The organism is Bradyrhizobium sp. SHOUNA76 (assembly GCF_023006445.1).
Lineage (GTDB): Bacteria > Pseudomonadota > Alphaproteobacteria > Rhizobiales > Xanthobacteraceae > Bradyrhizobium.
This window is the reverse complement of sequence record NZ_JALBHA010000001.1, coordinates 1-20,270: the sequence shown is the minus strand read 5'-3', so window position 1 is coordinate 20,270 and position 20,270 is coordinate 1. Positions and strand designations below refer to the sequence as shown.

The following is a 20,270-nucleotide window of genomic DNA, read 5'->3' as shown; positions in this document are numbered from 1 at the left end:
CCGGTCCATGCCGAAGGTGCAGGCGGGCGAAATCGAGTTGGGCTGGCGGGAGTGGGGACGAGGCGACGTTACCGTCGTCTTCATCCACGGCAATCTCGCCAGCAAGGACTGGATCGAGCTCGCCGCGCCGATGTTTCCGAACGGGCTGCGGGTGGTCGCGATCGACTGGCGCGGCTGCGGCGAAAGCGACCGACCAAAGCCCGCTGCAGACTATGCCAACTATTCGATGCAGCAGCATGCGCAGGATATGCTGGCGGCCCTTGATAGGCTCGATATCGGATACTGCCACCTCGCCACCCATTCGACCGGTGGCATCATCGCAGCCCGCATGCTGCTGATGCAGCCTCGGCGCTTTGGTCGTGTGTTCGCACTCGATCCGGTCACGCCGCTGGGCATGTCCTTCAATGCCGACCAGATCGGCCTTTTCCGGGCAATGATGGCGAGCAAGGAACTGACAAGGACCGTGATGGCGACGGCCGCGACCTCGTTGTTCCTGCCGGATAGCATGACCCCGAATGCGATTCCCCGTTTCCGGGAAGGGCTCGGCGAAATTCAGGCTCTGTTCGACCGGATCATCGAGCAGACCTTCAGCGTCTCCGAGGGAATCTGGATCGGAACGCCTGTCAACCTCACCCGCGAGAGGGAGAGCCGCGAACTCGAACAGCGTATGCCCGATATCGGGCATTCGCACCTGGTGCTATGGGGCGAGTGGGACGGCTGGATTTTGCCCGCGGATCTTCACGCCATGGCGGAGGCGATGCCGGACTGCCGGCTCGTGATCGTGCCCGGCGTCGGGCATTCGATGAACCTCGAGCGGCCGGCTCTCTACGCCGGCTACTTCGGCGCCTGGTTCGGGGGGCTTGCGGCATAATCACGAGGAGCAACGTCATGGCAGAGATCAATCCATCCGCCGAGAATATCCGCGGGATGCTCACCGAAGCCCTTGGCCGGTTGAGAAAGGCCCATACGGAGTATTTTGATCTGCTGGAAAGGGGGCTCAGTTCCTCGCCGCTGCCGATAGCCGACCAGGCCAAGCAGTTTTGCAGTTTCATGCAGCGCAATGTCAACGCGACGTTCGATCTTGGCGATAAGCTTGTTCAAGCCAAGGACGCTCAGGACGCGCTCAAGCTTCAGTCCGAGTTCTTTCAGGGCCAGATGCAGGCCTTGACCGACCAGGCGAGGAGCGCCGGCGAGACCGCCATGAAGGCGGCAACCGGCATGTTCGGACAGAAGAACTGAGACTGCCGTGGGGCAGGGACAAGGCTATTGGCTCGCGGGCACTCGCGATTGATACGAGGTCACAAATGGCGGATACGACAAAGCTCTCGGTAGAGAAGGCGCTTGAGAAATTGCGAAGCAGCGATCAGGCAAAATCAAAAGATCAGCGGCGCGATGAAAGGACCGAGAAACTTAACGAGGAAATCAAGCGCATGAGAACGCAGAGATCGCGTCTCGATCATAAATCACGGACGCGCGGCTAGAAGATTGCCGCCGTCCGAGCCGCGCATCGAATTCGCTCCATTTTGACGGTGCTCAATGGAGACCAACGCCATGTCTGGCCAATTTGATCGTCGCATTTGGAAGGGGAGCACGACATGCAAAGCGTGCGAGAGTTGTTCCAGGCCGTGTTGCGGAACCGGCGAAAATGCGACTGAGGCCGGGGACTGCTAAATGGTGGTTCAATTCTTGGTCGGCTCAATCGTCAGCGTGATCAACATCGTGATCCACGCTCTGGTGACCGTTGCGGCCATCGGCATCGCCCGAGCCGTCGGGCTTCGGTATCTTGCGCGGCCAAGGCTGCCACTGATGGCCGTGATGGTTGCAACAGCGGCGGCGCTGATGGTGGCGCACACAATCGAGGTTCTGGTCTGGGCGTTGACTTACGCCATGATCGGCGCGGCCCCTGCCGGCAGCGACCTGCTTTATTTCGCTTTCGTCAACTACACCACGCTGGGATATGGCGATATCACTCCCGTGCAAGAATGGCGGCTGACGGGACCGATGACCGCGATGAACGGGATCCTGATGTTCGGCTGGTCAACCGCCGTTCTGTTCGAGGTCTTGCGCAAGACGCTCGACGATCTCGGAATGACCAAGCTGCCGGGTGCTCGGTGATTTGACGTTGACGATGTGAACCGGCAAGGGCGGACTCACCCCGGGAAAAGACTGCCGCTCAATGCTGCAGATCGAGACTGGCGAGCTCCTGCCGGTCCAGCAGCACGATTTGGCGCTGGGTATTGCCGATAAAGCCGAGGACGCCGAGATCATGCAGATGCGATATCGCACGCGAGACGGTCTCCAGTGTCAGGCCGAGATAATCGGCGATGTCGCGCCGGGACATCGGCAGTGCCATGACTTCGGATGCGGTCAGGCGCTTGTCCATTTCGAGCAGGAAGGCCGCCACCCGCTCCAGCGACGTCTTGCGACCGAGCAGGAGCATGTGGTCTTCCGCGTGCTGCAGATTGATTGTCGTCATGCTAAGCAGGTTGCGGGCCACCATCGCGTCGCTTTCGGCCACCAATTCAAGGCTTTGCCTTTTGACGAGCTGCACCGTGGTGTCCACGATCGCCTCGGCTGTAAACCGATGCTCGCTGCCGTTCTCCAGGCCAAAAATGTCGCCGGCAAGATGGAATGCGCCGATCTGGCGGCGACCGTCTGACAGCAGCTTGTAGCTTCGTACGGCACCAGACTTGACCTGATAGACATAGTCGGCAGGTTCCTTCTCCCCGTAGACCTCCGTTCCTTTTTTGTATGTAAATTCGTTTAAACAGATGATCGGATTCGAATCACTGGTCATTCCGAAGTCGTAGAGTGAATTGGGGCGGGGCAGGGGGGCGGTCTTTGTGCGCACCAGCATAGGCTGACTCCTCAACGTTGATCGCTGAATTGGTCTCAACCGAATATTTCATCGCAAGGAATGCGCGCCGTTCCACTCCCGCCGGGGTTGGTTTAAGACGAAGGAGGCATTTCAAACCATTGTCTCTAAGGGCATTGTACCAAAGGACAGTGGGGGCGAAGGCGTGCACGCAATGAGAATTCGTCCGCACTGAGAGGGCAGGATCTTCTTAAGGTCCTCTGTCCAATTCGCACATTTTCGCGATGCCTGATATCGTTCCTAGAGTTGACTGCACTTGCGTCTTTTCCCGCTGAATTGGCTCCACAGAGGCCAATCCGGGAGTCATTGCGGCTAAGAGGTAAAATTGCCCGGCCTCATTCACGTCGTAGACGACGACGTTTCGTTCCGAACGGCGATGGAACGCCGTCTCAAGCTTGCCGGCTATGACGTCGTCACCTATGCGTCTGCGCAGGATCTGCTCGATCTCTTGCCAGCCGAAGATAAGCCGGCATGCATCCTGCTTGACGTGCAGATACCGGGGCTGAGTGGGCCGGAGCTGCAAGCGCGTCTGCTCGAACTCGGTTCGACGCTGCCGATCGTCTTCCTCACCGGGCACGCCGATACGCAGACAACCGTGCGGGCCATCAAGGCCGGTGCGGAAGATTTTCTGACCAAGCCGGTGTCGTCAGAGGAGTTGATCAACGTGGTCGAGCGGGCCATGTCGCGCCATGAGATGGCGCGCGCGCAGCACGGCAAGCTCGTTGCGCTTCGTGCACTGGTCGCGTCGCTGACACCGCGAGAACGTCAGGTGTTCGACCTCATGGTGCGTGGCAAGATCAACAAGCAGATTGCCTACCAGCTCGGAACGACCGAGCGCACCGTGAAAGCTCACCGTCATCAGGTGATGGAAAAAATGCAGGTGCATTCGTTCGCGGAACTTGTTTCGGTCGCAGAGCGACTGGGAATGCTCGATCCAAACGGCGATGCGGGCAAGTAGCAGAAAATCATGTCGCTTGTCAGTCTGCGTAAGGTGAACCTGCACGTTGGTACAATGACATAGATTGTTGACAGGATGCCGCTGAAGGCGCGCAATGATGCTGGAGATCGTCGGCTGTCGAAGCAGAACCTAGCTCGCGGACAAGCCGTTGGTGTGACGATCGCCCAGCATATTTGTTGTACCGAAGAGGCCGACAATCGTGTCGATCCGAGAATCCGTCTTCGTCCTGGATGATGATCCATCGATGCGCATGAGCATCAAGCGACTGCTGCGAGAACACGGTTTTGGCGTGCTGCTGTTCGCCTCGGCGAAGGCGCTATTCGACCACGGTGATTTCGGAAACGTCATCTGCATCATCATCGACATCAATTTGAGCGATCAATCCGGGATTGCGGTGCGCAAGCGGCTTACGAACGAAGGCGTGATGGCCCCTGTCGTCTACATTACCGGCAATGACAGCGCGGCGAACCGCGCGGCGGCGATCGACTCAGGGTGCATCGCTTATCTGACCAAGCCATTTGCGGCGCACTCACTTATCGCGCCAATTGAGCAGGCCTGCGGCGGGATCATCTAGCGCGGCCGAGACGCTTATTCATCGACATACTGCTCGAACGTTTGCGCCGGTGCTCCCTTGTGCACGACAGAAAATTGCGCCAGCGGCAGTGACGTCGTCAGCGACAGAAGGTTGGAATCGACGACCTCCAGGACCAGCACTTTTCCTGATTCCAGCTCCTTGACGATTTTGGGATCGGCGACATCGGCTGCAATGCAGGCGTTGGTGACGCACCAGCTATAGGGTAGGCGGTAAGGGCTTCCTTGATCTACCGTCAGCTTGATGGGGTGCTGCAGATACATGCCGACCGGAACAAACAATTGCAGTCTGGCAGCGGGCTCGCCCTCGCGCTCGATCAGGTCCACGCGCACGGCGGTTTGACCGGTCGGGAAGGTGCCCGTGATTGAGGTCCGGCACAGCATCTTGGCGCCACCCGCCCTAAAGCAGAGTTTGCGCCAGTCTCCATAAGTGATGTCCTTTGCCTCGCGTTGGCCCCGGGTCGTCACCTCGGCGGGCTTCGCTGCTTGTGAATTTTGCCGTGTCGCGGCAACCGCCGAGAACGCTACGCCGGCAGTGACGACGACCAGCAAGCCCGACAAACAGTGACGTGCATAAGCCATGGCCACACCTCCTTGCGCCTAGTGCGGCGCGTCGAGAAATTTCGTCACCAGCGGCGACCAGATCGGAATGGCGTCCGGGGAGCCAATGAAGAAGTGTCCTTCATTGCCGAACGGCGGCATCAGATGGTACTCGGCCCTGCCGCCCGCGGCAGTGAAGGCGTCGTGCATGCGCTTGGACAGATCGGGGCCGAAAAACGTGTCGTTCTCGATATAGATCCACAGCATCGGCACGCGCGAAGTGCGGCCGAAATTCGCGGTCGCCTCGACGAGCTTGTCCGGCGCGCAATTGTTGTTCGGCTTGCCGTCGACACGGCCTCCGCGGCCGGCCGCGAAGGTGATGATCGCCTTCACCTGAGGCGGGTTGACGCTGGACAACGCAATGGAAGCCCAGCCGCCGGCGGATTGCCCAACGACAATGACATCCTTGGGCACAATGCGCTTCTCGGCCGCCAGATAGTCGATAATCCAGAGATCGACCTGCGCCACCGCCAGGCCGGCGTCGCGGAAATTAGGGTTGGTGCACTTGCCGACCTTGGAAAAGAACGGGCCGTAAATGCCGCGCTCGGGGATGTCGATGGCCGAGGCGCCATACCCCGTCCCCACGGGCGCCACCACCAGGTGGCCTCGTTTTGCGAACCATTTGGCGGCGTCGCGGAATTCCACCAACGGAAAGAAGCTGCGGTCAGTCGGATTGAGTGAGACTCCGTGGTTCATGATGACGAGCGGGAATGGACCGTCGCCGACCGGACGTACCAGGTAGGCGAACATTGGTAGCGGTAGTGGCAGCGCCCAGATCTCCTCCTGGATGGGGACATCTTTCTCCGCGCGTGCGGTCGTCGTGAAAGCGGCCAGCACCAGCAACATGGCCGCGAACCACCCGAGCGCCGGGCTGACTGGTTGCCGCATTGCGGGTCTCCTCATCCGGTGTAGGTGGCGGCCACGATGATCGGACCGAGTACGGTCAGCACCACGTTTCCGACCGCGTACGGGACGGCGACGCCGAGCACCGGCGTCTGGCTCTCAGCGACGTCGCAGGCACCGGTCACGGCGGCATCGACGGTCATGGCGCCGGCCAGCGCGCCGCAGGTGATGACAGGGTTCATGCGCAGCACGTGACGTGCAAACAGCGTCGCGACGATCAGAGGTACGATGGTGATGACAAGGCCCATGCCGACAAGAAGCAGCCCGTGGGCCTGGATCGCAGCCCAGGCGGCGGCGCCGTTGCCAAGCCCGATCGCCGCGATGAAGCCGCCGAGCCCGAGATCGCTCAGGGTCTGCTGCGCAGCCGGCGGCATTGCTCCCATGGTCGGCTTGCGCGACCGCAGCCAGCCGCAGAAAAGGCCTGCAATCAGCGCGCCGCCGCCGCCGCCGAGCGAGAGGGCGATGCCGCCGATCCTGAAGCTGACGAGCCCTGCAAGCAGGCCGGCCGCAATGCCGATCGCGAGAAATGCGATGTCGGTGCGATCGCCCGAACGTAGGATCTGGCCAATGGCCGTTGCGGCACGCTCGATGTTGCGCGTACCGCCGACCAGGGTCATGACGTCGCCGACATAGATCCGCGTGTCCGCGCTCAAAGGCACCGCTCGGCCCATACGGGTGAGGTCGCGTAGAAAGACACCCCGAGCGTCGGTGCCGACGCGGGAGGCGATCTCCTGGATTGAGCGGCCGTGGAGATGGCGATTGTCCACGAGCACCTCGAGCACGTTGCCCGGCATCGTCTTCAGGATCTCGTCGGCATCGATCTCGGTGCCGATGATCGGCTTCGCCGCGACAATGGCAGCAGTGCGACCGGCGAGGACGATGTCGTCGCCGGCTTCGAGCACAGTTTCGAGATGCGGTTCGATGTCCGCGCGCCTGCGGACGATGCGCTCGACGACCGTGCGACTTCCGATCTCTTCCTCGATCGACCGGACGGTGCGGCCGGCGGCTGTGGTCACGCGGTAGGCGCGCGCTTGGAACTTGCGGTAGGAGAGATTTTCGCTTTTGGGCGGATCGCCGCCGGCAAGCTCTGCCTCGAGCTTCTTGGCCTCCACCTTCAGATCGATCCCCATCAGCTTGGGGGCGACGAAGGGGACGAACAGTAGTGTCAGGATATAGCCGAGGACATAGGTGACGGCATAACCCGCCGCGATGTTCGCCTCCTGCTGACTGAGCACATCCTTGGGCAGGCCGAGCTGGGCCAGGGCGCCCGACGCGGTGCCGATGACCGAGGATTGCGTCAGTGCTCCGGCCGCGATTCCGGAGGCGGTGCCAGGATCGAGCCGGAAGCCGTGCGCGAACAACAAGACGACCGCGAGACCCGTGCTCCCCAGCACCAGCGCCAGGGCGACCTGGGCGAGGGTGCGGAAGCTCAAGGAAGCGAAGAATTCCGGTCCCGACCGATAGCCGATCGTGAACACGAACAGGCTGAACAGGATGACGCGCAAGAGCGACGGAAACGTGAACGTTCCGAGCTGCCCCATCAGCACCGCGACGACCAGGATACAGGCGGTGGTCCCTATCGAGAAGCCGCGAACCCTAATGCGGCCGAGGATCGTGCCGATGGCGACCGCCAGCAGCAGGAATATCTCCGGAGCGGTGGTGATGATCCACCTGACGGTGTCCATGTGGCAATCCCCGGCGCTTTGGCCTGATATGATTTGCGGCGCGGAGCGATTGCTTGATCCAGATCAAGCCCGGTTGGCGACGGGATGCCGCTATGAATTCATGCAGCTATTGCGACAGCCGTCATTGCTGACATGAGCACCCTGGACGTCGCAGCCGGCGTGGTGCGCCGCGAGGAGACCGTCGAGGTGGTGCTGCTGCTGGCCTTTGCCGGCGGCTATATCGACGCCTATACCTGGATCATCCATGGCGTATTGGCGAACGCCCAGACCGCCAATCTGATATTTCTCTGGGGCTACGCGACCGCCGGGAATTGGGCGAAGGCGCTTCACTTCGTGCCGCCGATCTTCGCCTTCGCAGTAGGCATCGTCATCGCGGCATGGCTCCGTCGCGCCACCGGCGAACGAGCTGGCGCGGTCAGCATCTTGATCGAGATCCTGTTGTTGGCTTCAATCGGCATTGTGCACAACCGGATGCCTGATCTTGCAGGTACGCTCGGTATTTCGCTCGTCGCCGCGATGCAGACCGCCATCTTCACCAAGGTCGAAGGCGTCGTTTGCAGCACCGTGATGATCACGGGCAATATGCGCCAGGCGGTCGAGAATGTGTTTGCAGTAACATCTGGCAACGCGGCGGTCGGAACACTGCGCCGCTCAGGCATCTTCGCCGCCTTGTGCGCCGTGTTTGGCTTTGGCGCGGCGGTCGGCGCCTTAGCCACCAAAAGCATCCCCGATCTCGCGCTCGGCATTCCCGTGGTTGCATTGCTCGGCGTATTGCTGCGATGCGAGGCGACGCCCCGCGAGGTGGCGTCGTGAACGCGCCAGGTGACCTCGGTTGGACGCGGTTCTTTCCGCCGTTCGGCTGGCTTGCCGCCTATCGGCGCGAATGGCTTCCCTCCGACGCCGTCGCCGGCATCACGCTGGCCGCCTACGCCATCCCGGTTTCGCTCGCCTATGCTGCGCTGGCAGGCCTGCCGCCACAGGTCGGAGTCTACGGCTACATGCTCGGAGGCATCGGCTATGCCTTGCTTGGATCATCGCGGCAGCTCGCGATCGGTCCAACCTCAGCGATTTCCCTGATGATTGCGGGCTCCGTCGGCGCACTCGCCGGCGGCGATGCGGTGCGCTATGCGCAGATCGCGAGCCTTGCTGCCTTTGCCGTGGCAGTGCTGTGCTTCATTGCCTGGCTGTTCAAGCTGAGTGTGCTCGTCTGCCTCGTCAGCGACAGTATTCTGGTCGGCTTCAAGGCCGGTGCGGGGCTCACCATCATCATGAGCCAGTTGCCGAGCCTGCTCGGGGTTGCCGGCGGCGGCCATGATTTCTTCGACCGCACCGTCAAGCTGATGGGGCAGCTCGGCGATATCGCTCCGCTTGTGCTTGCGATCGGCACGTTTGCCGTGTTGTTGCTCCTGCTCGGAGAGCGGCTGCTGCCGGGCAAGCCGGTCGGAATCACCATCGTGGCGCTGGCAATCCTGGCCGCTTCGCTGCTGGGCCTTCCGGCGCTCGGTGTGCCCGTCACAGGGAAGATACCCGAGGGGCTGCCGGTACTGGGGATGCCCACATTCGGGCTGCTGGAGTTCGACGATCTGTTCCCGCTCGCCGCCGGATGTGTGCTGCTGGCCTATATCGAAGGCGTTTCGGCTGCCCGCAGCTTTGCAGCGAAGCACGGCTATCCTCTCGACGTCAGGCAGGAGTTTTTGGGGTTGGGGGCCGCGAATCTTGCGGCCGCCTTTGGCCATGGCTACCCCGTCGCCGGCGGCCTGTCGCAATCCGCAGTGAACGACAGCGCCGGCGCACGAACGCCGCTGGCGCTGGTGATCTGCTCGGTGACGCTGGGGCTGTGCCTCCTGTTCTTCACCGGGCTCTTGACCAACCTGCCCAAGGCGGTGCTCGCGGCCATTGTCTTTGCCGCGGTGTACAAGCTCGTGGATATCCGCGCGCTGCTACGGATGTGGCAGGTCAGCCGCATCGACTTCTGTGCCGCATCGATCGCGCTCGTCTCTGTGTTGCTACTGGGGATCCTGCAAGGCGTCCTGCTGGCATCGATCGCATCGATCTTCCTGTTGCTGGCACGGGCCTCGCGGCCCAATGTGGCATTCCTGGGCCGGCTGCCGGGTAGCGGCCGCTATTCCGACAGCGCGCGGCACGAAGACGTCGAGCCCCTGGCCGGTATCCTCGCGTTCCGCCCGGAGGCTTCACTGCTCTATATCAATGTCGGAACGATCCTCGAGGCAGTCCTGATCGAGCTCCGGCGATCGCCGGACATTCGGTTGGTGGCCTGCGATCTTTCGGCATCGCCCTATATCGATCTCGCTGGCGCGCGCATGCTGCACGATCTGTACGACGAACTCGCCGTGCGTGAGGTCACGTTCTGTATCGTCGGCGCGCATGCGCAGCTCCGCGACCTGCTACGGGCCGAAGGGCTCGCGGAAAAGACCGACAGCGGCCAGTGGCTACGCTCGCTCGACAGCGTCTTGGGCGATGTCAGGCGGGCCTGACGCTGTCGCGCTGCGCTGCCAACGGTCTCGTCAGGGCTAATCAGAATGCGCACGACCGTTGACTTGGATCAATGGAGCGACCGCCACCGTACTCACGATCCCGCATCACCTTTGCTCCAAGGGATCGGGAGAGACGCATGTCCAAGGACACCAAACTCGCGCAAAAGCGCATCGACCAGTTCTTTTCGGGGCCGGGGGCACGGGCGGACGACTGGCGTGATCTCGTGGAGGCTGCCAAGACTTGGGCGCGGATGGGTAATCGCGCGGCTTACGATGCGGCGCTGGCCGATCTCTGCATCATCGAGGAATTTCACGGCTATCCCGGTCTGCAATTGATGGCGGCGCTGCGGGAAGCTGCCGCCGCCGGCGACGGAGCGACCTCGTTCGCCCTTGCGACGAGGATTGCCCAGGCGCTGGCCACGCGGTCCTTCCGCCAGCATGCTGGCGACTGGAGCGCCAAGGATGATGGCAATGGCGATGCCCCCGAACTGGTGCCGCCGAGCTTCGGCGCGCACGCGGCGCGCCGGCCCTATTTCGAGACCCTGATCGTGACCGGTGTGTCACCCACCCAGTGGCCGGCTCTCGCCGCCGAATGGCGCAAGCTGCGGCGTCCGGTCGACGCCTTCGTCTATGAACCTGTCATCGTCGGCAGCCTGGAGGATGCTTTCTGCGCCACGATGCTCAATCCGAACATCGGAGCAGTCATCATCAACGAAGGTTTTGGCCTGCGTTCGCGGCATAACGCGCCGGTGCTGCGTTCGATCATGGCCACAGCCGGTCTGAACGACGAAACCGACGGGTCGGCGCTGCGCCTCGCCCAGATCATCAAGCACGTCAGGCCCGAGCTCGATCTCTACATGATCTCGAATCGCGACGTGGAAGAGCTCGCCGGCAATTCCGAGGCGGACGTGGTTCGGCGCATCTTCTATTCCGTCGAAGAACTTCTGGAGCTGCACCTGTCGATCCTCGAAGGTATCCAGGATCGCTACGACACGCCGTTCTTCGACAATCTGAAGAAGTACGCCCAGCGCCCGATCGGCACGTTCCACGCGCTGCCGATCGCTCGCGGCAAATCCATCTTCAAGTCCGACTGGATCCGCGACATGGGCGAATTCTATGGCCCGAACCTGTTCCTCGCCGAGAGCAGCGCCACCACCGGTGGCCTCGACAGCATGCTCGAGCCGACCGGCAACATCAAGAAGGCGCAAGAGAAGGCGGCGAGGGCGCTCGGCGCCGACCGGGTCTTCTTTGTCACCAACGGCACCTCGACGTCGAACAAGATGGCGGTGCAGGCGCTGCTCGCGCCCGGCGACATCGCAATCGTCGATCGCAACTGCCACAAGTCGCATCACTACGGAATGGTGCTGGCCGGAGCGCAACCGCTCTATGTCGAAGCGTTCCCGATGACGGAATATTCGATGTATGGCGCGGTGCCGCTGAAGACGATCAAGCAGGCGCTGCTCGGGGCCAAGGCCGACGGCCGGCTCGACCGCGTCAAACTGCTCGACCTGACCAACTGCACGTTCGACGGTCACATCTACAACACCCGCCGGGTAATGGAGGAATGTCTCGCGATCAAGCCGGACCTGATCTTCCTCTGGGACGAAGCCTGGTTCGGCTTCGCGCGCTTCTCGCCGTTCCTGCGCCGCCGCACCGGTCTCGGCGCCGCCAACGAGATCGAGGCGTGGATGCGCGATCCGAAGTCGGTCGCGGCCTATGAGAAGCAGCAGACCGAGCTCGGCAAAAATCCATCCGACGAGGTGCTGCTCAAGACCCGGCTCATCCCCGACCCGAGGCAAATCCGCCTGCGCGTTTACCAGACCAACTCGACCCACAAGTCGATGTCGGCGATCCGCCAGGGCTCGATGCTTTCGGTCAAGGACGTCGAATTCCACACGGTGGAACAGCAGTTCAAGGAAGCGGTGTTTACCCATGCCTCGACCAGCCCGAACCAGCAGCTGATCGCCAGCCTCGACATCTCGCGGCGGCAGATGGAGCTGGAGGGCTATGGCCTCGTCGCCAATGCGATCGAAATCGCGTTCGCGATCCGCCAGGCGGTTAACAACAATCCGCTGATCTCGAAATACTTCCGCATCCTCGGTGCCGACGCCATGGTGCCGGCACAATACCGCCAGAGTGGGTTCACTGACTTTCTCGCCCCAGGCGTCAACTGGGCGAATACGCTCAAGAGCCTGGACGACGACGAGTTCTGCCTCGACCCGACCCGCATGACGCTGGTGTGCGGCATGGCCGGCTATGACGGCACGCAGTTCAAGGGCATTCTCGCCAACGAGTATAACATCCAGGTCAACAAGACCTCGCGCAACTCGGTCCTGGTCCAGTCCAACATCAACAACACCCGCAGCGACGTTGCACATCTCATTCGCGTCCTCGCCGAGGTCGCGGGCGAGATCGACCGCGGCCTGGCCCAGGGCGGCGCCAATGCCAGGAAGACCTTCGAGGCACGGGTCACGAGCCTGATGAAGGACGTGCCTGATCTGCCGAACTTCTCGCATTTCCACCCGAGCTTCCGCGGCGACGCAGGCGCCAAGACCAACGAAGGCGACATCCGCACCGGCTTCTACGCTGCCTATGACGTCGCAGGTTGCGAGCATCTCCGCCTCAGCGATCCCGAGATCGACCGGCGGCTGAAGGCCGGTCCCGAACTGGTCTCCGCCAATTTCGTGATCCCGTATCCGCCGGGCTTCCCGATCATGGTGCCCGGCCAGGTCATCACCCAGGAGACCATCGACTTCATGCGCAAGCTCGATGTGAAGGAAATTCACGGCTACGACGCCAAGGAAGGCTTGAAGCTCGTACGCACGGAGGCCTTGGCGAAACTCGGCAAGCCGAAGCCCGGCACGCAGCCGAAGCTCAAGGCCGCATCTTAAGGCTTGGAGGGGACCAAAATGCAGTCTTTTTTCCAGTTCTTGCAGCAATATCCATATCTGCTGCTGTTCTTCGTCGTCGGTCTCGCCGTCTATATCGGTCGGGCCAGCATCAAGGGTTATGGTCTCGGTATGGTCGCCGGCGCCATCGTGGTGGGAGCGGGCCTTTCGGTTTGGGCATCCAGCTATGGCGTGAAGCTGGAGCTGAACAACTTCGTCAAGAGCCTGTTCTACTATCTCTTTATGTACGGGGTCGGTTTGCGCGTCGGTCCGTCCTTCGTCAACAGCTTGCGAGGCGACGGCGTCAAGTTCCTGTTCCTCGCAGTTGTATCGAGCGTTCTTGGCCTGACATTGGTCGTGCTTGGGGCGAAGCTCTTCGCATTGCCGCCCGGTGCTGCCGGCGGCATGCTGGCGGGGTCGCAGACCATGTCGGCGGCAATCGGTTCGGCCGAGCAGGCCGTCACATCGGGTGTCGTGAAGCTGCCCGCGGGCATGAAGCCCGAGGAAGCATCGGGCATGATCGCGCTCTCTTACGGCATCACCTACATCTGGGGCACGGTCGGCATCATCCTGATCTGCAAATATCTGCCGCGCTGGTGGGGCGTCGACGCCAAGGCCGCCGCGAAGCGGTATGAGCAGGAGTTCGGCGTCAAGGATCTCGAAGGTGGCGCCCTGACCGGCTATCGGCAATTCGGCCTGCGGGCCTACCGGCTGGAGAACCCGGCGACGGTCGGAATGAGTATCGCAAAGTTTCGCACGATGAATCCCGAGTACCGGATCGTCAATGTGGGGCGGAACGGCGAGGCGCAAGGCGCGGATCCCGACCTCGTGATGCAGAAGGGCGATATCGTCGCCCTCGGCGGCTCGACCGAGCACCTCGCCGACAAGATGGGCCTGATCGGGCCGGAGGTGGCGGATGCCAAGACGCTCGGCATTCCCATGGACCAGGCGGACATCCTCATTACCAACAAGGAGATGGTGGGACGTACCTTCGAATCCTTCCGCGACACTGCAATTGCCGGTCAGTTGCAGGTTACCAAGGTCGAGCGCGGTGGCGTTCAGATTCCTGCCGGTCTGAAAACCAAGCTGGAACGCATGGACATAGTCTCCGTGGTCGGCCTGAAATCCGCGGTCAACGAGCTCGGTGAGGTGTGGGGCCGCATTGCGCGGACCAACACGTCGACCGATCTGCTGACACTGTCCGTCGGCATGATCATCGGATTCCTGATCGGGATGATCGAGTTTCCGGCGTTCGGCGCCAAGGTCGGACTCGGCAACGCCGGTGGCCTGCTGCTATCGGGCGTGATCGTATCCTCGATCGTGTCGCGTTTGCGCTTCTTCGGCAACACGCCGAATGCGGCGCGAAACGTACTTGAGGATCTCGGTCTCGTTGTCTTCGTCGCCATCGTCGGCGTCAATGCCGGCGCGGGACTTCTGGCTCAGCTCACCGGCGCGCTCGCCTTGAAGATCTTCATCGTGGGCTTCATTGCCTGCACGATCCCCCCGTTCATCGTCTGGGCGATCGGCTTCCACGTCTTCAAGATCAATCCTGCCGTGCTGATGGGCGGCGTTGCCGGAGCGCGGTCTCATTCTGGCCCTTGCCGCGAGGCTGCGGTCGAAATCCAAAGCTCGGTACCCTGGATCGGATTCCCGGTCGCCTACGCCGTCTCGGGGATTCTGCTCACCATTTTCGGCTATTTCGCAATGATTTTGGCGCAATGATCACAAGGGGGAAAAGAGTCATGAGAAAGCTTGCCATCGGCGCCGCTCTGATTGGGTCGCTTGCAGCCACCGCAGGTTTCAGCACGCCATCGCGTGCCGAGACCGGCGAGGTCGCCGTCGTCTTCACCAAGGGCGGCTTCATTGTCGGCATCGGTGGCGGTGAGGGTGTTCTGCTCCTCAGGGGCAAGAAGTATCCCTTCACTGTCTCCGGGATGAGTGTCGGTTTCACCATTGGGGCGTCGACCACAAAGTTCGTGGGCCGCGCGCTCAATCTGAGGGGGCCGGCGTCGATCGAGGGTTCCTATGCGGTGGGCGGAGCGGGCGGTGCGGTTGCCGCAGGCGCCGGTGCCGTTCAGCTCCAGAATGGCAATGGCGTCATCCTTCAGCTCACCGGTCCAAGGATCGGAGCGGAAGTATCTGCGGCGGTGGGCGGTGTGACCATCCGTTTGAAATAGACCCGGAGCACAGTCGGACCGCCCAACGCGCGGCTCGACGCGAAGACTGAAGTGCCGCAGTCTCAGTATCCGTATTGATATCATGCGCTGCTGACGGGCCGACTAGAGGTCCGTCGGCAGGACTGCGTCATGCGATCGGTCCGCGTCATTGCGCGGCCAGATCGTCAATATTGCTCAGCGACGAAGTTCAGCCCGCGCAAGCCCGCCTGGTCGTTGTAGCGCCCCTTGTCGGACCGCTTCGGCAGTCTGATCCTGTCCTTCTTGATGCGCTTGTGCGGGATGGACTTCAGGAGATGCGCGATGCAGTTCAGCCGCGCCCGGCGCTTGTCGTCGGAGCGGATGATATACCACGGCGCGTCTTTCGTGCTCGTTTTCCGGAGCATCAGGTCGCGGGCTCGCGAATAATCATACCAGCGCCGATAGGATTCCAGGTCCATCGGGCTCAGCTTCCATTGCCGGACCGGGTCGTCGATGCGCGCCTTGAAACGGCGTTCCTGCTCGTCCATCCCGACCTCCAGCCAGATCTTGATCAGGATGATGCCGCCGTCGATGACGTATTTCTCCATTTGCGGACACAGCGACAGGAAGCGATCGTGTTCGGCGGGCGTGCAGAAGCCCATCACGTATTCGACGCCGGCGCGGTTGTACCAGCTTCGGTCGAAGATCACGATCTCGCCGCCGGCGGGAAACTGCTCCATGTAGCGTTGGAAGAAGAGCTGCGTCTTCTCGCGGTCCGAAGGTGCCGGCAATGCCACGACGCGAAATACGCGCGGACTGACCTTCTCGGTTATCGCCTTGATTGTGCCGCCTTTGCCGGCCGCGTCGCGACCTTCGAACAGGACGATGACACGGAGCTTGTTCTGCCTCACATAATCCTGGAGGTGACACAGCTCGACCTGGAGTTTTTCCAGCTCCTTCTCGTAATCCTTGCGCTTCATCCGCTCAGAGGAGTCGTCCTTGGCCATGTCCGTTCCCTTGACTGCCTTCCTCGCTAGTCATCGCCCCAGGAGATGGTCACGCCGATATCCCCCGGCATGCCGCCCGGGAAGTCGATGATCTGATAGGCAATGCGATAGCCGCGCGGCTTCAGATAGTCGGTCCAGAGCTGGAAGATTTCCTTCGGGATGCCGGTCAGGGTGCTCTCCCAGCCCTTTTCCTGCTGATTGATGGCGCGACCCTTGTCCGTGCACAGTGTGTTGGGGAAACGATAGACCTGAACCTCGGTCAATCCATTTCGCACCGCACGCTGGATAATGGTCGAAGCGAGCTTGATCTTCTCGTCCTCGGTCTTGCCCGACGGCTTGGTCAGTCGATCGATCAGGGCCCGCTTCTCTGCTTCGGCGGCGGCGGCAAGACGGACATATTCGTCCGCTTTCTCGGCCTCCTTGAGGGCCGCTTCCTTTCGGATCTGCGTGGCACTGGGAATGAGATCATCGATGCCGGGCATGACAGACGGCTCCTGCTTGGTTGCTTTGCTTCAGCTTTTAGGCGACGCTAGGTGGCGTCGTTTTCAGGCCGTTGATCCAGATCAAGCAATTCCGCAGTCCGCTGCCGACACTGCGTTCGAAAATCACGCGGACGTGCGTCAGATGGGGAGAGAACGTTGAGCGAGCAACTTCATCCGATGGCTCCGCATCATCTGCCGTTCTATCTCGCGCCGGGAAGTGGCGTGGATACGCTGATGGTGGTGATGGGCATCTTCCTGATCGGCGTCGTGTTCTGGGTCGGCACGCTCTATTGGAAATTACACAGCCTGCCGGAGCGGATGGCGCACAAGTCGCAGAAGCTGCAATTCGAATTTGTCGCCGTGCTCGGTCTGATTTCGCTCTTTACCCATATGCATGTCTTCTGGGTGGCTGGCCTGTTGCTCGCACTTATTGATCTTCCCGATTTCGGTACGCCAATGCGCAGCATCGCCGACTCCGTCGAGAGGATCGCTGACGGGCAGCCGACAGAGCCGAAATCGCCGATGCCCGAGGACGGAACGCCGCGTCCATATGATCAGGGCGGCTCGCCGCCGGAAGAAAAATCCCGCGTCATGAAGGAGAAGGAGCGCAGCCATGTTTGAGCTCATGTTCTGCTCTCTCCTCACGATACTGCCAGATTATCTCTATCGCCGGTATGTCCAGGGCAAACGTTTCGGCAAGGAGATCACCTTCTTCTCGGTCTGGTATGAGCTGCGATGGGGCATCACGGGTTGCCTGATGCTCACGGTCTCGCTGATCACCATGATCTTCTACTTCCATCCGTCCACCACCTCGGCAGCGCTCTATTTTCGCACTGTGCCGATCCTGCCTGAGGGATCGGGACGGGTGGCCGAGGTCAAGGTTGGGTTCAGCGCGCCGGTGAAGCAGGGCGACGTGCTGTTCACGCTCGATAGTTCCAAGCAGCAGGCTGCTCTCGAGACGGCAAAGCGCAAGGTTGCCGAGGTCGATGCATCAATGACGGCGGCGCAATCCGATGTGATCAAGGCCGAAGCCCAAATCCAGGAGGCAAAGGCGGGTTACCAGCAAGCCAAGGACGAACTCGATACAAAGGCTGACCTTCAGCGCCGCAATCCCGGTATCGTGCCGCAGCGTGATATCGAGAAGCTCCAGGTTCTGGTCGATCAGCGCCAGGCCGGAGTGGACGCGGCGAAAGCCGCAAAGGAATCGGAGACGCTGCAAGTATCGACCTTGATTCCCGCGCAGAAGGCGAGCGCAGAGGCTGCTCTCGCCCAAGCCCAGGTCGATCTCGACAAAACCTTTATCCGAGCCGGTATTGACGGACGCGTCGAACAGTTCCTGATCCGCACAGGCGACGTCGTCAACCAGTTGATGCGGCCCGCCGGTGTGCTGGTTCCCGAGGGAGCTGGCCGGAAGTCTCTGCAGGCAGGCTTCGGTCAGATTGAGGCCCAGGTGATGAAGGAAGGCATGGTGGCGGAGGCGACCTGCATCTCCAGGCCTTGGGTGATCATTCCGATGGTTGTCACGACAGTGCAGGACTATATCGCCGCCGGGCAGTTCCGCGCGGGCGAGCAATTGATCGATCCGCAAAACATCGTGCGTCCCGGCACGATCCTTGTGTTCCTGGAGCCGCTCTACAAGGAAGGGCTGGACGGCGTCACGCCGGGCAGCAGTTGCATCGTCAATGCCTACACCAGCAACCACGAAGAAATATCCGCCAAGGGCACCAGTACTGGCCGCAAGATCGCGCTGCATGTCGTCGATGGCGTCGGCCTCGTACACGCCTTGCTCCTGCGCATCCAGGCGCTGCTGCTTCCCATCAAGACGCTGGTTCTGAGCGGGCACTGATACGGTTACACGCAACGGAAAATTGCCGCCAACGCTCTTCTTGATTCAAATCAACAATGCATGGACCGGTGCGTCCCGAATGCGCTTCCATAACGGGAGTATCATCATGAAGAAGAAGGACTTCCTTCGCGCAAAATGCCGCGTCACCTCGGCGATTGCCGCAGCAGCGGTGATGGTTGCCGCGACCGCTTCGGCCCGCTGACGATCCAGCCAAGTTCCTGAAATCCACGACCGACTATCTCGGCGCACAGAACACACTGTCCGCGGCCTTCGACAGCGACATCGAGGTCATTACGCCGGAGCTGCAGAAGATCCAGTTTGCGAGCTCGGGTCAGCTCAAATTGAGTCGGCCCGACAAGCTCCGCGTCAGGCGCACCGGCGGCTATGCCAATATCGAATTGATCTATGACGGTAAGGCCGTCTCGCTCTACGGCAACGATGCCAAGTCCTATATTCAGGCGGAGGCGCCGGGCACGGTGGACCAGATGATCGCGACGATGCAAGCCAGCTCCCGCGGCGAGCGAACTTTATGTTCGGGACCCGATTCATCTTCAACTGGTCCTTCTCTGGAGCCGTGTTCACGGTCAAGCTCCGATCCTGCGATCGACTTTCGCGTTGCAGCAGGACGATTGAGCCAGCCTCTGCGGAGCGAACTTCCTTTGATCTTTGTCAAAGAACGATCCAGTCGCGGACCGATCCTGCTAATCGCGAATTCGATGGAGGATTGTGATGCGTGGTTGTGCGAAAGCTCTGGTGATGCTTGCGCTATTGACCGCTATGCCGGTCGTCGCCTCGGCGCAGACGGCAGACAATGCTGCATCTGCAGCGGCTCAAGTACAGCCGGGGAGCCAGCCGTCGCCGAGCGCCGAACTACTGAAGCCTGAGCAGCTCGAAGCGCTGGTCGCACCGGTCGCACTCTATCCCGACGAATTGTTGGCAAATCTGCTAGCGGCCTCGACCTATCCCCTGGAGGTCGTGCAGGCCGATCGCTGGCTGAAGGAGCGCAAGTCGCTGAAGGGCGAGGCGCTCAGGATCGAGGTCGAGAAGCAGGCATGGGATGACAGCGTCAAGGCGCTGGCGAGCACCGCAGAGGTGCTGACCATGATGAGCGACAAGCTCGACTGGACCAAGAATCTCGGGGACGCCTTTCTTGCCCAGCAGGCAGATGTGATGGATGCGATCCAGCGATTGCGCACCAAGGCCTATGACAACAAGAAGCTCGTTACGACCAAGCAGCAGAAGGTCAGCGTCAAGACGCAAGAGGACAAGCAGGTGGTCGTCATCGAACCGGCCGAGCCCGGGACAATGTACGTGCCATATTACGAGCCGGCCGCTGTTTACGGGGCATGGCCTTACGCGGAATACCCGCCCTACTATTTCGGCTATCCCTCTTATATCGGGGCAGGCGTTGTCGCGGCTGGTCTTGCGTTTGGCACCGCCTGGGCTATCGGACGTTGGGGCAATTACTGGGGCGGCGGCTGCAACTGGGGCAACCGCAACGTCTACGTCAACCATCGCAACACCAACATTAACACCGGCTGGCAGCACAATGCGGCGCACCGTCAGGGCGTACGCTACAACAACGCCAATGTTCAGCAGCGGTTCGGTAACAACAATCTAAAGACTGGCGCGGCGGACCGGATGGATTTCCGCGGCCGCGACGGCAACCAGGTGCTGCGGCCGGATCAAGGAGCGCGTGATCGCGCGGGCGACGGTGCTGGTGATCGTGGTGGCCCGGGTGATCGCGCTGGTGACCGAGCCGGAGATCGCGCGGGTGACCGTGCCGGCAATCGTGGCGATCGGCC

General features: G+C 61.5%; 21 protein-coding genes. 15 read left to right on the top strand and 6 right to left on the bottom strand.

Annotated features, from left to right (window positions below):
• The first annotated feature begins 7 nt into the window (after positions 1–7).
• From MOV74_RS00105 to MOV74_RS00090, 4 genes are all read left to right on the top strand, one after another.
• Positions 8–871, top strand: coding sequence for an alpha/beta fold hydrolase (locus MOV74_RS00105; protein ID WP_246916324.1), 864 nt, complete (start codon positions 8–10; stop codon positions 869–871).
• A gap of 17 nt (positions 872–888) precedes the next feature.
• Entirely contained in the window at positions 889–1,239 is a 351-nt protein-coding gene (locus MOV74_RS00100) for a phasin (protein WP_246916322.1), read from the top strand.
• Positions 1,240–1,304: 65 nt separating this feature from the next.
• Positions 1,305–1,481: a hypothetical protein gene (locus MOV74_RS00095; RefSeq protein WP_246916320.1), complete on the top strand. Its 177-nt coding sequence runs from the start codon at positions 1,305–1,307 to the stop codon at positions 1,479–1,481.
• A gap of 190 nt (positions 1,482–1,671) precedes the next feature.
• Entirely contained in the window at positions 1,672–2,115 is a 444-nt protein-coding gene (locus tag MOV74_RS00090) for a potassium channel family protein (protein WP_246916318.1), read from the top strand.
• Between the two features lie 58 nt (positions 2,116–2,173).
• Here MOV74_RS00090 and MOV74_RS00085 read toward each other — a convergent pair whose 3' ends face one another.
• Positions 2,174–2,857: a helix-turn-helix domain-containing protein gene (locus MOV74_RS00085; protein WP_246916316.1), complete on the bottom strand. Its 684-nt coding sequence runs from the start codon at positions 2,855–2,857 to the stop codon at positions 2,174–2,176.
• A 343-nt stretch (positions 2,858–3,200) separates the two neighbouring features.
• Between MOV74_RS00085 and MOV74_RS00080 the strand changes: the two genes are divergently transcribed.
• Positions 3,201–3,833 carry a response regulator transcription factor gene (locus tag MOV74_RS00080; RefSeq protein ID WP_246916314.1) on the top strand — a complete coding sequence of 211 codons (633 nt, stop codon included), beginning with the start codon at positions 3,201–3,203 and terminating at the stop codon, positions 3,831–3,833.
• Positions 3,834–4,032: 199 nt separating this feature from the next.
• Positions 4,033–4,407, top strand: coding sequence for a response regulator transcription factor (locus tag MOV74_RS00075; protein ID WP_246916312.1), 375 nt, complete (start codon positions 4,033–4,035; stop codon positions 4,405–4,407).
• 14 nt (positions 4,408–4,421) lie between these two features.
• Here MOV74_RS00075 and MOV74_RS00070 read toward each other — a convergent pair whose 3' ends face one another.
• From MOV74_RS00070 to MOV74_RS00060, 3 genes are read right to left on the bottom strand one after another with little or no spacing between them, the layout of a single operon-like run.
• Positions 4,422–5,006: an invasion associated locus B family protein gene (locus tag MOV74_RS00070; RefSeq protein ID WP_246916310.1), complete on the bottom strand. Its 585-nt coding sequence runs from the start codon at positions 5,004–5,006 to the stop codon at positions 4,422–4,424.
• 18 nt (positions 5,007–5,024) lie between these two features.
• Entirely contained in the window at positions 5,025–5,912 is an 888-nt protein-coding gene (locus MOV74_RS00065; RefSeq protein WP_404979089.1) for an alpha/beta hydrolase family protein, read from the bottom strand.
• Between the two features lie 11 nt (positions 5,913–5,923).
• Positions 5,924–7,612, bottom strand: a complete 1,689-nt coding sequence (locus MOV74_RS00060) for an aspartate:alanine exchanger family transporter (protein WP_246916308.1) — start codon at positions 7,610–7,612, stop codon at positions 5,924–5,926.
• A 132-nt stretch (positions 7,613–7,744) separates the two neighbouring features.
• On the opposite strand from MOV74_RS00060, the gene MOV74_RS00055 reads away from it, so the two are divergent.
• From MOV74_RS00055 to MOV74_RS00035, 5 genes are all read left to right on the top strand, one after another.
• Positions 7,745–8,425, top strand: coding sequence for a YoaK family protein (locus MOV74_RS00055; protein WP_246916306.1), 681 nt, complete (start codon positions 7,745–7,747; stop codon positions 8,423–8,425).
• Positions 8,422–10,107, top strand: coding sequence for a SulP family inorganic anion transporter (locus tag MOV74_RS00050; protein ID WP_246916304.1), 1,686 nt, complete (start codon positions 8,422–8,424; stop codon positions 10,105–10,107). The genes MOV74_RS00055 and MOV74_RS00050 overlap by 4 nt, the downstream gene beginning before the upstream one ends.
• A 137-nt stretch (positions 10,108–10,244) precedes the next feature.
• On the top strand, positions 10,245–12,998 hold the full coding sequence (locus MOV74_RS00045; protein WP_246916303.1) for a decarboxylase: 2,754 nt from the start codon (positions 10,245–10,247) through the stop codon (positions 12,996–12,998).
• Positions 12,999–13,016: 18 nt separating this feature from the next.
• On the top strand, positions 13,017–14,717 hold the full coding sequence (locus tag MOV74_RS00040) for an aspartate:alanine exchanger family transporter (RefSeq protein WP_246916302.1): 1,701 nt from the start codon (positions 13,017–13,019) through the stop codon (positions 14,715–14,717).
• A gap of 20 nt (positions 14,718–14,737) precedes the next feature.
• Positions 14,738–15,172, top strand: a complete 435-nt coding sequence (locus tag MOV74_RS00035; RefSeq protein WP_246916301.1) for a hypothetical protein — start codon at positions 14,738–14,740, stop codon at positions 15,170–15,172.
• Positions 15,173–15,336: 164 nt separating this feature from the next.
• On the opposite strand, the gene ppk2 is transcribed toward MOV74_RS00035, so the two are convergent.
• Complete coding sequence (gene ppk2, locus MOV74_RS00030; RefSeq protein WP_246916300.1) at positions 15,337–16,137, bottom strand: polyphosphate kinase 2; 801 nt, start codon at positions 16,135–16,137, stop codon at positions 15,337–15,339.
• Positions 16,138–16,163: 26 nt separating this feature from the next.
• Positions 16,164–16,619 (bottom strand): hypothetical protein, encoded by a 456-nt coding sequence (locus MOV74_RS00025; RefSeq protein WP_246916299.1) that lies wholly within the window; start codon positions 16,617–16,619, stop codon positions 16,164–16,166.
• 177 nt (positions 16,620–16,796) lie between these two features.
• Between MOV74_RS00025 and MOV74_RS00020 the strand changes: the two genes are divergently transcribed.
• The 4 genes from MOV74_RS00020 to MOV74_RS00005 all read left to right on the top strand — a co-directional run.
• Complete coding sequence (locus tag MOV74_RS00020; protein ID WP_246916492.1) at positions 16,797–17,240, top strand: hypothetical protein; 444 nt, start codon at positions 16,797–16,799, stop codon at positions 17,238–17,240.
• Entirely contained in the window at positions 17,233–18,465 is a 1,233-nt protein-coding gene (locus MOV74_RS00015) for an HlyD family secretion protein (protein WP_246916298.1), read from the top strand. The genes MOV74_RS00020 and MOV74_RS00015 overlap by 8 nt, the downstream gene beginning before the upstream one ends.
• 176 nt (positions 18,466–18,641) lie before the next feature.
• Entirely contained in the window at positions 18,642–19,349 is a 708-nt protein-coding gene (locus MOV74_RS00010; protein WP_246916297.1) for a DUF2092 domain-containing protein, read from the top strand.
• The coding region (locus tag MOV74_RS00005; RefSeq protein WP_246916296.1) for a DUF3300 domain-containing protein at positions 19,243–20,270 on the top strand (1,028 nt) is incomplete at its 3' end. The genes MOV74_RS00010 and MOV74_RS00005, both read left to right, overlap by 107 nt.